At 39.9% G+C, this 14,196-nt stretch carries 12 protein-coding genes, 1 rRNA gene and 1 other annotated feature; all 13 genes read right to left on the bottom strand.

The genetic code is table 11. From position 1 onward, the window contains the following. Position 1: 1 nt before the first annotated feature. The 13 genes from cysS to rrf all read right to left on the bottom strand — a co-directional run bounded on the left by cysS (position 2) and on the right by rrf (position 14,144). Entirely contained in the window at positions 2-1,399 is a 1,398-nt protein-coding gene (gene cysS, locus NSS81_RS12790) for a cysteine--tRNA ligase (RefSeq protein ID WP_342433844.1), read from the bottom strand. Next, complete coding sequence (gene cysE / locus NSS81_RS12785) at positions 1,399-2,049, bottom strand: serine O-acetyltransferase (RefSeq protein WP_342433843.1); 651 nt, start codon at positions 2,047-2,049, stop codon at positions 1,399-1,401. Before cysE ends, cysS begins: the two co-directional genes overlap by 1 nt. Before the next feature lie 49 nt (positions 2,050-2,098). Next, positions 2,099-2,345: a binding site (T-box leader), on the bottom strand. A 46-nt stretch (positions 2,346-2,391) separates the two neighbouring features. Further along, complete coding sequence (gene gltX / locus NSS81_RS12780; RefSeq protein ID WP_342433842.1) at positions 2,392-3,849, bottom strand: glutamate--tRNA ligase; 1,458 nt, start codon at positions 3,847-3,849, stop codon at positions 2,392-2,394. A gap of 78 nt (positions 3,850-3,927) precedes the next feature. Beyond that, complete coding sequence (gene ispF / locus NSS81_RS12775) at positions 3,928-4,410, bottom strand: 2-C-methyl-D-erythritol 2,4-cyclodiphosphate synthase (RefSeq protein ID WP_342433841.1); 483 nt, start codon at positions 4,408-4,410, stop codon at positions 3,928-3,930. A 2-nt stretch (positions 4,411-4,412) separates the two neighbouring features. Further along, complete coding sequence (gene ispD / locus NSS81_RS12770; protein ID WP_342433840.1) at positions 4,413-5,102, bottom strand: 2-C-methyl-D-erythritol 4-phosphate cytidylyltransferase; 690 nt, start codon at positions 5,100-5,102, stop codon at positions 4,413-4,415. Between the two features lie 43 nt (positions 5,103-5,145). Continuing rightward, entirely contained in the window at positions 5,146-6,228 is a 1,083-nt protein-coding gene (locus tag NSS81_RS12765; RefSeq protein ID WP_342433839.1) for a PIN/TRAM domain-containing protein, read from the bottom strand. A gap of 201 nt (positions 6,229-6,429) precedes the next feature. After that, on the bottom strand, positions 6,430-7,503 hold the full coding sequence (gene disA / locus NSS81_RS12760) for a DNA integrity scanning diadenylate cyclase DisA (protein WP_342433838.1): 1,074 nt from the start codon (positions 7,501-7,503) through the stop codon (positions 6,430-6,432). 3 nt (positions 7,504-7,506) lie between these two features. After that, positions 7,507-8,889, bottom strand: a complete 1,383-nt coding sequence (gene radA, locus NSS81_RS12755; protein ID WP_342433837.1) for a DNA repair protein RadA — start codon at positions 8,887-8,889, stop codon at positions 7,507-7,509. 124 nt (positions 8,890-9,013) lie between these two features. After that, positions 9,014-11,455: an ATP-dependent protease ATP-binding subunit ClpC gene (gene clpC, locus NSS81_RS12750; RefSeq protein WP_342433836.1), complete on the bottom strand. Its 2,442-nt coding sequence runs from the start codon at positions 11,453-11,455 to the stop codon at positions 9,014-9,016. A gap of 13 nt (positions 11,456-11,468) precedes the next feature. Further along, positions 11,469-12,542 (bottom strand): protein arginine kinase, encoded by a 1,074-nt coding sequence (locus NSS81_RS12745; protein WP_342433835.1) that lies wholly within the window; start codon positions 12,540-12,542, stop codon positions 11,469-11,471. Between the two features lies 1 nt (position 12,543). Then, a complete protein-coding gene (locus NSS81_RS12740; protein WP_342433834.1) occupies positions 12,544-13,095 on the bottom strand; it encodes a UvrB/UvrC motif-containing protein in 552 nt (183 codons plus the stop codon). A 25-nt stretch (positions 13,096-13,120) separates the two neighbouring features. Then, positions 13,121-13,582 (bottom strand): CtsR family transcriptional regulator, encoded by a 462-nt coding sequence (locus NSS81_RS12735; RefSeq protein ID WP_342433833.1) that lies wholly within the window; start codon positions 13,580-13,582, stop codon positions 13,121-13,123. Positions 13,583-14,027: 445 nt separating this feature from the next. Then, a 5S ribosomal RNA gene (gene rrf, locus NSS81_RS12730) occupies positions 14,028-14,144 on the bottom strand. Positions 14,145-14,196: the final 52 nt, after the last annotated feature.

The raw sequence follows: 14,196 nt of genomic DNA, 5'->3' as shown, positions 1-14,196 counted from the left end.
TCTAGCCCCTTTTCCATCTTGTACCTTGCGGTGTATCTTCTAAAATGATCTTCATTTCCTTCAGTTGATCTCTGATTTGATCAGATAATTGGAAATTGCGGTCCTTACGAGCCTGGATACGCTTTTCAATTAGCACATCAATTTCTTCATCTAACAATTCATCTTGTTCTAGTCTTAGACCTAAAACATCGAATAAGCCCTCAAAATGTTTTGTAAACATATCGATTACTTCTACGGCTGTATTTTTTTCTAACAAATAGTAATTAGCCAGTTTGGAAAGATCGAATAGGACGGAAATGGCTTTCGCCGTGTTAAAATCATCATCCATCGCTTTAATAAATTCATCTTTGTGACCAGCAATTTTATCTAGCCATTCCTGATTATTTAATGTTAAATCTGTACTGGCTTCTTTCCGATGCTGTAAGTTTTGATAAGAGGTTCTTAGTCGTTCAAAGGCAGCCTTTGTACTTTCTAGTAACTCTTCACTATAATTAATCGGATTACGATAATGAACGGATAGCATAAAGAATCTTAGTACCTGTGGATTATGCTTCTTAATAATGTCATGCACTAAAACGAAGTTACCAAGGGATTTGGACATTTTTTCATTGTCTATATTAATATAACCATTGTGCATCCAGTAACGTGCGAATGTTTTCCCGGATAGTGCTTCTGACTGGGCGATTTCATTCTCATGATGCGGGAACGTTAAATCTTGACCGCCTGCATGAATATCAATGGTTTCTCCAAGGTATTTTTTTGCCATCGCTGAGCATTCAATATGCCAGCCAGGTCTGCCGATTCCCCATGGACTTTCCCAGTAGATTTCTCCTTCTTTCGCCGCTTTCCATAAAACAAAATCGAGGTCATCTTGTTTCTTTTCTCCGACATCAATTCGTGCTCCCACCCGCAATTCATCAATCGATTGGTGCGAAAGCTTACCATATTCGCTGAATTTCCTTGTCCGGTAATAGACATCACCTTCAGATTCATAAGCATAACCTTTTTCAATGAGCTTACTGATAAACTCAATAATAATATCCATGTTATCCATTACACGTGGATGGATATCCGCCCTTTTGCAGCCTAGTGCGGTTACATCCTCAAAATAGGCATTAATAAAACGGTCCGCGATCGTGGGAACATCCTCCCCAAGCTGATTTGCTGCACGGATTAATTTGTCATCCACATCAGTAAAATTAGATACATAATTCACTTTATATCCCCGATATTCTAAATAGCGGCGAACGGTATCAAATACAATCGCAGGACGAGCATTTCCTATATGAATATAATTATAGACTGTTGGCCCGCAAACATACATTTTTACTGTTCCTTCTTCAAGCGGTACGAAAGTTTCCTTCGTATGTGTTAGCGTATTATATAGCTGAATCGCCATTACTTTACTCTCCTTTCTTCCTTCACAACATATAATTCCTGCTTTAGTTGACTTAGTTCTTCTTGCAGTTCTCTCAAGCGATCAGCTATTGGATCAGGAAGATCACTATGATTTAAGTCACGGTTAATCCTTTTTCCATTTTGAATAACCACTCTTCCTGGAACTCCTACAACCGTAGAATTTGCCGGAACTTCCTTTAACACAACAGATCCTGCACCAATTTTCGAGTTTTCTCCAATCGTAATTGACCCCAGAACCTTTGCGCCAGTCGCAATCAAGGCATTATCCTTTATCGTTGGATGCCTCTTTCCTCTTTCTTTCCCTGTTCCACCAAGAGTTACACCTTGAAATACCGTTACATTATCACCTATTTCACAGGTTTCACCAATAACCACTCCCATTCCATGGTCAATAAAGAACCTCCTGCCTATTTTGGCTCCAGGGTGAATTTCAATTCCTGTGAAAAAACGGCTTATTTGTGAAATTGCTCGGGCAAGAAAATAAAATTTCCGTTTAAAAAAGGCATGGGCAATTCGATGAGCCCAAATAGCGTGCAAACCAGAGTAGGTAAGGATTACTTCTAAATAGTTCCTTGCAGCAGGATCTTGTTCAAAGACAACTTCAATATCTTCTCTAAATTTTTTGAACATGTCTTTCCTCCCCATCTAAATTAATAAAAAAAAACGTCTCTGTCTTTACGACAGAGACGCATTTGGCGTGGTTCCACTCTGATTAGACTGCTAAGCTTTTATGTTAAAAAGGCTTATACTAGTCTCACTCTAACCTGTTAACGGAAGGTTCCGCTCCAGTCTACTCGGATACTCATCCTTTCGAAAAGAGACTCGGAGGTGCATTTTCAAACATGAGAGACTTAAACCACTTTCAGCCGGCGATGGTTTTCTCTTTTAAAGCATCATATTTTACTTTTCCTCTTCAACATTTTCACATTTTAAGTTTACTTTCTCTTACTATATTATATTTTTGCTTTAATGTTAACCAATAAGTTTGTGAATTCGTAATTGGACTTTAGATTTTCCTAAAAGTTCAATCGTTTGAGGCAGGTCCGGGCCATGTGTTTGTCCTGAAACGGCAGCACGGATCGGCATAAAAAGATTCTTTCCTTTTTGTCCTGTTGACTTTTGCACAGCTTTCATCGCTGCCTTTATCTCATCCGCTTTAAAACTTTCTAACTGATCAAGTTCCTGTAAAAATGCCTTTAAGACTTCAGGTACCGTTTCACCAGCTAAGACTTCCTTCGCATCTTCTTCATATTCTGCGTCAGCCTTAAAAAACATATCCGAAAGTTCAACAATTTCAGCACCAAAGCTCATTTTTTCCTGTAATAGCGATACTAAGCTTTTAGCCCATTGCTGTTCATCTTCACTAATATTTTCACTTAACTTTCCTGATTTGACTAGGTGAGGCATGGCGAGTTCTAGAACCCGGTCAATTTCTGTTTTTTTCAAGTATTGATTGTTCATCCAAGCAAGCTTTTGTTTATCAAATAGTGCAGGTGACTTCGATAAACGGTGGGCATCAAAAATCTTAATAAATTCCTCTTTGGAATAGATTTCTTCTTCGCCTCCTGGAGACCAGCCTAATAATGTAATAAAATTAAATAATGCTTCAGGCAGATATCCCAATTCTTCATATTGCTCAATAAATTGAATGATTGATTCATCACGCTTACTAAGTTTTTTACGGCTTTCATTGACAATTAACGTCATATGACCAAAAACGGGCGGTTGCCAGCCTAATGCTTCATATATCATTAGCTGCTTTGGCGTATTTGAAATATGATCATCTCCGCGCAGCACATGTGAGATTTTCATTAAATAATCATCAATTGTGACCGCAAAGTTATAAGTTGGCGTTCCGTCCTTTTTAATGATGACCCAGTCGCCCATCCCTTCAGATTCGAAAGAAACGCTCCCTTTTACCATGTCATCAAAAGTATAGGTTTTCCCTTCTGGAACAATGATGCGTATACTCGGTTCACGCCCTTCACTTTCAAGAATGGCCTTCTCTTCCATCGTTAAATTTCGGCATTTTCCTGAATACTGTGGAGTTTCTCCTCGTTCCGTCTGCTCCTCACGCTCAGCCTCAATCTCCGCTTCTGTACAATAACATTTATAGGCATGACCATTTTCAAGCAATTGATTGTAATAGGTTTGATAAATATCATTTCTCTCGGATTGACGATAGGGACCATATTCCCCGCCAACGTCAACACCTTCATCCCAATCCATGCCAAGCCATTGTAAATATTTTAATTGGCTTTCTTCTCCTCCAGCGATATTCCTCTTTTTATCGGTATCCTCGATGCGGATGATAAATTTCCCGCCTTGACTGCGTGCAAATAAATAATTAAATAACGCAGTCCTGGCATTTCCAATATGTAAATGTCCTGTTGGACTTGGTGCATACCTTACGCGTATCTCATTCGACATATATAAAGTTCCTCCTGTATTACAACCCGTTTTATTTCGTCTGATTTATTCTATCATTGTCGATATAAGCAATAAAGTCTAATTGTTAACCTTTTTCAACAAAACAGCCACTTGAGCGGCAATTCCTTCCCCTCGTCCAGCAAATCCTAACTTTTCGGTAGTCGTTGCTTTAACATTGATTTGTTCAGGAGATGCCTCAAGCAACTCTGCAATCCGTTCCTTCATTTGTCCAATATAGGGTGCCATCTTCGGCATCTGTGCAATAATTGTACAGTCGGCATTGACAAGTTCGTACCCTTTTTCCTTCACTAGCACCCAGACATGCTCCATTAACTTCGCAGAGTCTGCATCCTTAAAATTGGGGTCTGTATCGGGAAAGTGCCTACCAATATCACCTTCGCCTATCGCTCCAAGACAAGCATCTGATACGGTATGTAGTAAGACATCTGCATCAGAATGGCCTAAAAGTCCCTTTTCATACGGTATCGTGATACCACCGATGATAAGCGGCCGCCCCTCCGTTAATTGATGTACATCAAATCCTTGACCAATACGATACATACTCAAAACTCCCTTTTCCTCTTATTTAGAATTGCCTCGGCAAAGTATAAATCCTCTGGTGTTGTTAACTTTATATTGTCATAGTCTCCTTCTACCATTGCCACGGGATGACCAATTCGCTCCACCAAACTAGAATCATCTGTACCGATAAACTTTTCCTTTTCTGCTTGTTCATATGCCTTATACAAGATTGGAATACGAAAAGCTTGTGGGGTTTGAACAGCCCACAAGCTAGATCGTTCGACAGTGTCCACTACCAAATTATTGCGAACAGTTTTCATCGTATCTTTTGCAGGTACACCAATAATTGCTGCACCAGTCTGTTCAGCCGTTTCAATTAACTGATGAATGTGTTTCTTTCGAATAAAAGGACGGGCTCCATCATGAACAAGGATGATTCCCTCAGCAGTCACTGTTTTTAATGCATTATAAATGCTATCCTGACGTTCTTTTCCACCTGGAACTAAGTCCCGTACTTTACTTATCTTATATTTCTTTAATAAAGTATAAAATTCTGCCTCATCCTGTGGATGAATAGCTAATATAATTCCATCACATAACTCATCATTTTCAAACACCTTTAATGAATGGATTAGCACAGGAATATCATTAAGTGTTAATAAAAGCTTATTTTTCCCAGCGCCCATTCTTTTCCCCTGACCAGCAGCTGGAATAATGACTTGATAAGCCATAAAAAAACCCCAATCTAATCCTTAAAGTATACCTCTAAGCTTTTTATAAAGCCTTTTCCAAAAGCTTTGGTTTAGCAAATATCATTCTTCCAGCGGATGTCTGCAATACACTGGTAACAAGAACCTCTATTCTCTTTCCGATATATTCTCTGCCTTCCTCCACAACAATCATTGTACCATCATCGAGATAGGCAACACCTTGGTGATACTCTTTGCCATCCTTAATGACTTGGACCATTAATTCTTCACCTGGCAAAACGACAGGCTTAACAGCATTCGCCAAATCATTAATATTTAAAACGGCAACGTTCTGCAATTCACAAACTTTATTAAGATTAAAATCATTGGTTACAAGGATTCCGTTTGTAACTTTTGCTAATTTAACAAGCTTACTATCAACTTCTTGAATTTCTTCAAAGTCGCCCTCGTAAATTTCTACTTTAATGGCCAATTCTTTTTGAATACGATTTAATATATCCAATCCTCTTCTGCCGCGATTTCGCTTAAGAACATCAGAGGAGTCAGCAATATGCTGTAATTCCTCAAGTACAAACTGCGGAATGACAATTGTCCCTTCCAAAAATCCTGTTTGGCAAATATCCGCTACACGTCCATCAATAATTACACTTGTATCCAATATCTTAAGTGAATTTTTGCCCACCATATCAATTTCTTCATCGTCAGTCTTTTTCTTCCCGCGACTGAAGAGATTCAGCAGCTCATCCCTCTTTTTAAAACCAACCTGAAAGCCAAGATAACCAAATAATAATGTCAGTAAAATAGGAGCGACAGCATTTAAGATCGGTACTTGAACTGCGTTAAGTGCAAAACCTATCAAATAGGCAACAAGCAGTCCAAAAATCAAACCGATACTTCCAAAAATTACATCTGTGACAGGGATTTTTACTAATGAATCTTCCGCCCATTTGACAAATTCAAGTACAAAATCAACTGCCCAAAAAGTAATAAGATAAAAAATAATTGCACCTAAAATAGCCGTGACATATGAGTTACTAATTATAGGAATGCCTTCCATTTTGATTAATGTTAGCAATTCCGGGATTAACAATATCCCAAGCGTACCACCAGTTATGAGGAAGCAAGCTTGAACAATACGTTTTAACATTCCATCACCTCCTCTACTCATTATAAACATATTCGCAAAAATGAAACCTTTGTTGCTAATTATTTTTTCTGCCGTCTATAATTCTCGATACATTGTTGATTAATAGCTTTTTCACTTCATAGGGTAGCATTGTAAAAATCCTCTGTCAAATATATAAAAATTTGTCATTTTAGCATAGTAATATTAGGTTTGCAACCATTTTTATATTTGCCTTTCTGTATATAACCGCTCCTTTATCAAATTAAAGCCCTCTTTTATTTTTTTTGCCCGAACTTCTCCAATCCCTTCAACATCATCGAGTTCTTCTACTGAAGCAGCCATCACCTTAGAAAGTGTTTCAAAATTAGTGATGATATTTTCAATAATAACTGCCGGAAGACGCGGAATTTTATTAAGGATTCGATAACCCCGGGGATGCTTATTCTCATCTAAATGGACATAACCTTGATACCCTAACATTTTCAATAGGATAGTATCTTCAATGGTCCCACTAATTGTTAATACCTGCATTCGATTGAGAGCGTCCCAAGCATTGATTGTCCTTTCAAAAGAGTAATCTTTAATAATTAACGCGGTCTCTTTCTCTAAATTTGTTAAAATTTCATTCATTTGCAGGCGAATGAGCCGACCTTCTGTACCCAGTTCATTTAAATAGGTTAATAATTCGTTTTTTATCTTTAAAACCATTTCAAAGCGGTGTAGAACAAGCAATAAATCATTATAAGTAACGGACTCTTCCAATTCCAGAAGACTTAGATTCACAATACTTTGTTCCATAACGGCCTTATATTTTTCCAGCATTTGAATCGCCTGATTCGCTTTTGTCAAAATAACCCCTATGTCTTGAAGGGCATAGCGAAAATTCCCTTGATACAAGGTAATAACATTCCTTCTTTGCGATATCGCAATGACAAGTGCTTTTGTTTGCCGGGCAACTCTTTCTGCCGTACGATGGCGCATTCCTGTTTCGGTGGCCTGGATATTAGAATCTGGGGCTAAGTGGGCATTGGCAATTAGAATGGTATTACCTAGCTCATTTAAGATAATCGCTCCATCCATTTTTGCCAGTTCATAAAGGTAGCTGGGTGAAAAGGGGCAATTAATTTGGAAACCTCCATCAACAATATCTTTCATTTTGTCATTATAACCCACAACAATAAGCCCACCCGTATTTGCCCTCAGGACATTATCAATACCTTCGCGTATTGGCGTACCTGGCGCAATAAACTGCAATACCTCTCTCACGGATTGTTCACCAAGCTTTTTATTCTCCATTTGTTAACCTCCAAACGCCGCCTTCAAGGCTTCACTTACGGTTGAAACGCCAATTAACTCGATTCCTCTTGGACTTTTCCAGCCACCCAGATTATTAGCCGGTAAGATGACTCGCTCAAAGCCAAGCTTAGCTGCTTCTTGGACACGTTGTTCAATCCTTGAGACACGCCTTACTTCACCTGTAAGGCCCACTTCACCAATAATGCAATCTGTAGCTTTCGTCGGTTTATCACGGAAGCTAGAGGCGATACTCACAGCAATAGCTAAGTCAATGGCAGGCTCATCAAGTTTTACCCCGCCAGCCACCTTTAAATAAGCATCCTGATTTTGCAAAAGCATCCCCACCCGCTTTTCCAATACCGCCATGATAAGGGGGACTCGGTTATGGTCAATGCCTGTTGCCATTCGTCTTGGGTTTCCAAAACTCGTTGGTGAAATTAGCGCTTGAATTTCAACTAGGACAGGACGTGTCCCCTCCATAGAGGCGCAAACGGTGGAGCCTGCCGCACCTTGTGACCTCTCTTCAAGGAAAATTTCCGACGGATTTGCCACTTCTTCAAGACCTAACTCTTTCATTTCAAAAATTCCCATTTCATTCGTTGATCCAAAGCGGTTTTTCACTGCTCTTAAAATTCGATACGTATGATGTCTTTCCCCTTCAAAATAAAGCACGGTATCCACCATATGTTCAAGCAATCTTGGTCCGGCAATAGAACCTTCTTTCGTTACATGACCAACAATAAAAATGGCAATACCATTTGTCTTTCCAATTCTCATTAATTCAGAGGTACATTCACGAACCTGTGATACACTCCCAGGCGCTGAAGTAACCTCAGGATGGAATACCGTTTGAATGGAATCTACAATAACAAAGCCAGGATTTGTATTTTCAATAGTTTGGTTAATTTCTTGTAAATTCGTCTCAGCATAAACGAGGAGATTCTCAGAGGAAATTCCTAATCTTGATGCCCTGAGCTTTGTTTGATGTAATGATTCCTCACCCGAAATGTATAACACCTTATTTCCCTTATTTGCAAGCTGTGAGGATACTTGCAATAGAAGGGTAGATTTCCCGATACCAGGGTCGCCACCAATTAATACTAGCGAGCCCTTGACCACTCCACCGCCAAGGACCCGATTAAGTTCATTCATTTCAGTAAGAATTCGCGGTTCACTTAGTGTTTCAATTGCTGTAATCGGCATTGGTTTTGATAGAATTGCCGAACCGCCTTGTGAGTGAGCAAATGCCCCCCTCCTATTTCCGCCGGTTATCTCTACTTCTTCAACCATTTTATTCCATTCTCCGCAACCAGGGCATTTTCCCAACCATTTTGGAGACTCATAACCGCATTCCTGACACATAAACTTCGTTTTTCGTTTTGCCATTTCTGTTCTCTCCTAAATGAAAAGCGCAAGCGCCCACCTTTTATAAAAAAAAGAGGTACACGATCGAACTTAAAACGTGTACCTCTTTTAGTTGTCCCTTATGGCGACTAATAAAGCTATAACCCTATTTAGTTAGACTCGCCTTTTTATTCGTAGTGACAATAAAATCACCATTTTCTACGTCAATTATAACATGTTGACCCGTTAATAAGGTACCTTTTAGCAGTTCCTCTGAAAGCCGGTCTTCAATATGCTTTTGAATCGCTCTCCTCAGTGGACGTGCACCATACTCTGGGTCGTAACCTTCAACAGATATTTTCCCCTTCGCTGCATCTGTTAATTCTAAAGAAATATGTTGCTCCTTTAATCGTTTTACCAACTGGTCAGACAAAAGAGTAACGATTTCTTCGAGATGCTTTCTCTCAAGGGCATGGAATACAATGATTTCATCGATTCGGTTCAAGAATTCAGGACGGAAGGCCTTCTTCAATTCTTCCATAACCTTCCCCTTCATGTCCTTGTAATCTTGCGCCCCATCTTGAATATTAAATCCAACATACTTGTTGCGTTTTAGCGCTTCTGCACCAACATTGGAAGTCATAATCAATACGGTATTACGGAAATCAACCGTTCTGCCCTTCGAATCGGTTAAGCGTCCATCTTCAAGTACCTGCAATAAGATATTAAATACATCTGGATGCGCCTTTTCAATTTCATCAAGCAGGATAACGGAATAGGGTTTTCTTCTTACTTTCTCCGTTAACTGACCGCCCTCTTCATATCCTACATATCCAGGGGGAGATCCAACAAGACGGGAAGTAGAATGCTTCTCCATATATTCAGACATATCAATGCGAATCATTGCATCTTCATCACCGAACATTGCTTCTGCAAGAGCCCGAGCCAATTCCGTTTTACCAACACCTGTTGGTCCAAGGAAGACAAATGAACCAATCGGACGTTTAGGGTCCTTTAACCCCGCTCTTGCTCGGCGTACAGCCTTTGAAACAGCTACTACAGCTTCTTCCTGACCAATAACACGTGAATGTAACAGCTCTTCTAAATTTAATAATTTCGCAGTTTCAGCTTCAGCAAGCTTGGACACAGGAATTCCAGTCCAACTTGCAACTACACTCGCAATATCTTCAACAGTGACTTCACTATTTTCTTTCCCTTGTTTTTCCTTCCAGACTTTCTTCGTCTCCTCAAGCTGTTCGCGCAGACGCTGTTCTGTATCCCTTAAGGAGGCAGCCTTTTCAAACTCCTGGCTTTGAACAGCGGAATCCTTCTCTTTGCGGACTTCCTCAAGCTTTACTTCTAATTCTTTTAGGTTAGGAGGTGTAGTATAAGAACGAAGGCGGACCTTTGAGCCTGCTTCATCGATTAAGTCAATAGCCTTATCTGGAAGAAAACGATCAGAAATATACCGGTCTGACAGCTTAACGGCTGCTTCAATTGCAGCATCTGTTATGGAAACACGGTGATGCGCTTCATAACGGTCTCGCAGACCTTCTAAAATACGAACCGATTCTTCAGCAGTCGGCTCATCCACACGAATAGGCTGGAAACGACGTTCTAAAGCTGCATCTTTTTCAATATATTTTCGATATTCATCGAGGGTTGTTGCCCCAATACACTGGAGTTCCCCTCTGGCAAGTGATGGTTTTAAAATATTGGATGCATCAATTGCCCCTTCTGCTCCACCAGCACCAATTAAGGTGTGCAGTTCATCGATAAACAGAATAATATTACCTGCTTGGCGAATTTCATCCATAACCTTTTTCAAACGATCTTCAAACTCACCACGGTATTTTGTCCCCGCTACCACTGTTCCCATATCTAAAGTCATAACCCGCTTATCACGAAGAATTTCAGGAACCTCATTGTTAACAATTTGCTGGGCTAAACCTTCGGCAATTGCTGTTTTACCCACACCAGGTTCACCAATTAATACAGGGTTATTCTTTGTTCGACGGCTCAATACCTCTATCACCCGTTGAATTTCCTTGCTTCTGCCAATTACAGGATCTAGAGTACCTTCCCTAGCAATGGCTGTTAGGTCCCTGGCAAGGCTATCAAGTGTTGGAGTGTTAGCACTCACAGCACCGCCACCTTGATGACCGCCAGATTCATTGCTGCCTAAAAGCTGCAGAACTTGCTGGCGCGCTTTATTTAAGCTGACACCCAAGTTATTTAGCACTCTTGCAGCTACCCCTTCCCCTTCACGAATTAAACCAAGAAGGATATGCTCTGTACCAACATAAGAGTGTCCTAATTTACGTGCCTCGTCCATTGATAATTCAATTACCTTTTTCGCTCTTGGTGTATAGTGAATGGTTTGAGAAGTTTCCTGGCCTTTTCCAATTAAAGTTTCCACTTCCTTTTGGATTTTATCTGATCCTAACCCAAGACCATATAGTGCCTTTGCAGCAATTCCTTCACCCTCGCGAACTAAACCCAATAAAATATGTTCTGTTCCAATATTATTATGACTCAGTCTAATTGCTTCCTCTTGTGCTAATGCCAATACCTTTTGAGCTCTTTCAGTAAAACGGCCGAACATCATATTCTCTTCCTCCTCACCTTTTATCTTGCTCCATTTGCAGTCGTTCTCTAATTAGTGCTGCTCGTCTAATATCTCTTTCATTAGGTCTTAAATGACCTCCAGCATACTGTTGTAGAAAACCAGGCTGTGTTAATATCATTAACTCATTTAATATATTTTTAGGCAAATTTTTAATATAACCCATATCGATTCCAAGTCTAACATCAGAAAGACATCTTGCTGCTTCCTTTGTTTCAATTATTCGGCTATTCGATAACACACCAAAGGAACGAAAAACTCTGTCTTCTAATTGTATGTTTGAAGTCTTGCGTAATGCCTCTCGTGCAGACCTTTCTTGTGAAATTAACTGACTGACAACACCCTTAAGATCACGGCATATATCCTCCTCAGATTTTCCAAGGGTAATTTGATTGGAGATTTGAAAAATATTGCCCAGCGCTTCACTCCCCTCACCATAGGTGCCTCTTACTACCAGCCCTAACTGATTAATTGCTGGGATTATTCGATTAATCTGCTGCGATAATATTAGCCCTGGTAAATGCATCATGACTGATGCACGTAGCCCTGTTCCAACATTCGTAGGGCAGCTTGTTAAATAGCCATGCTTTTCATCAAATCCAAATTGAATATGACTTTCAAGCCAATCATCTATCTCATTCGCAGCCTCCAAGCTCTCAGATAATTGCAAGCCAGGAAATAAGCATTGTATGCGAATATGATCTTCTTCATTTATCATAATACTAACTTCTTCATTTTCGGTTAATAGAACTGCCCCGTATGGCGAGTCCTCTGCTAGATGGGGACTTATTAGATGCTTTTCCACAAGTACCCTTTTTTGGAGTGGCTGTAATTCATCAATCTTCAGTAATTCCATTTCTCCATAACGTGTAAAGCCCGATTTACGTAGAACTTCTTCCATTTTCGAAATGATAGTTTTAGCTTCTTCATGTGAATAAATTGTAGGAAATTTAAAATCCTCAAAGTTTCGGGCTAATCGTATTCGGGAGCTAAGAACAATATCTGAATCTGGTCCCTCCTCGCTCATCCATGAACTGACTGCTTGATTAATAAAGCGTTCAAGCGACACGTTATTCCCCTCCCTCTTGGCTACCGGTTAAATCCCTTTCAAGATTACGTATTTCATCTCGGATTTCGGCTGCCTTTTCAAACTCTTCCTGTGAGATTAAGCCTTTCAGCTCACCCTTCAGGTTTTCAATTTGTTTGCGCAGATGGATTCCCCCGCCGATTCTTTTTGGTATTTTACCACTATGGGACCAATTTCCACTGTGAAGTCTTCTTAAAACTGGTGGTAATTGGACTTTGAACGTTTCGTAGCAATGGGCACAACCAAATCGTCCTATTTTCACAAATTGTGCAAAGGTCATCGAACAGCGAGTGCATTGGAGAACTTCCTCTTTATGAAATGCATCTTGATTTGGTTTTTGTATCGTAGGATCAATATTAAGTAAACCAGCAAGAAGATTATTAAAAGTAAAGCCAGATCCACCTCCAGTAAACATAAACATATCACCCTTTTCCTGGGCGCATTTTTCACAAAGATTCACTTCAGTCTTTTCACCATTTATAATCTTCGTAAAATGGAGTGCTGCAGGTCTTTGATTACACTCTTGGCAAATCATATTTCCACCTCTTTAAAGCTGATATTTATTTATATTTTAATGTTGTTAGCATAGCCTTTAACATTCTTGCTCTTAATTCATCCCGGAATGGAAGATCGATATATAAAACAGACCGATCAATGACACTTAACATAATTTTTGCTTCACGTTTTGTGATAATCTCCTCTTGAATAAGTCTAAGTATGACATCTTCGGCACTAGATTGGCTCATCCGAGTTTGTATAAGTGACAGCAATTGTTCAATTAAATGTGCTAGGTCATGTGATTGTACCTTCATAATTCGAATGTAACCACCGCCCCCGCGCTTACTTTCAACGATATATCCTCTTTCAATTGTAAAGCGGGTATTAATGACATAATTGATTTGCGAGGGTACACATTGAAATTTATCAGCAACTTCACTTCGCTTTATCTCAACATGTTCCTGTTCACTCATTTCTAAGACTTGTTTTAAGTACTTTTCGATTATATCGGAGATGTTTCTCATTCTCCCACCCCCTCTTCTGACTTTGACTATATTTGACATTAATTATACTGAAAATTTTATGCAGTTGCAAATAACTTGTTACTAATGATTTTCTCCAAATCTCGCATGTGCAAAACCTATAAGTTTTAATATTTTATATCGTTGGGAGGTTTCTTTATTTAGCCAGGCTGGGGGTGCCTGGTGGTTCTTGGTAGTTTTGGGCGATGAGGGGCTGGTTCATCGACCCAAACGGCAGGGTCTCTTTGGCTTCGGTAAGATGGGGGCCTGGTTCATCGCCCCAAGCTACTCGGACTGTCTGTGTTCGGTCGATGGAGAAACACCAGGAAACGCTTCATGGTGACCGTTTTTCCTCTTTTTCAACATTTTTGGTCATCATGAATACTGTCATCACCTTCACCCAAATAACGCAAAAAAGAACAACCTAAATCAGGTTGTTCTTCGTTTTGCCTGGCAACGTCCTACTCTCACAGGGGCGCCTGCCCCAACTACCATCGGCGCTGAGAAGCTTAACTTCCGTGTTCGGTATGGGAACGGGTGTGGCCTTCTCGCCATAATTACCAGACTATTTAACTAGAGAAAATTCTCATTCCCTCAAAACTAGATAATGCTTGAAG

Origin of the sequence: Neobacillus sp. FSL H8-0543 (assembly GCF_038592905.1) — a bacterium.
In the GTDB taxonomy this organism is placed as follows: Bacteria; Bacillota; Bacilli; order Bacillales; family Cytobacillaceae; genus Neobacillus.
Note: the sequence above shows the minus strand (reverse complement) of the source record. Positions and strands in the feature narration are given on the sequence as shown.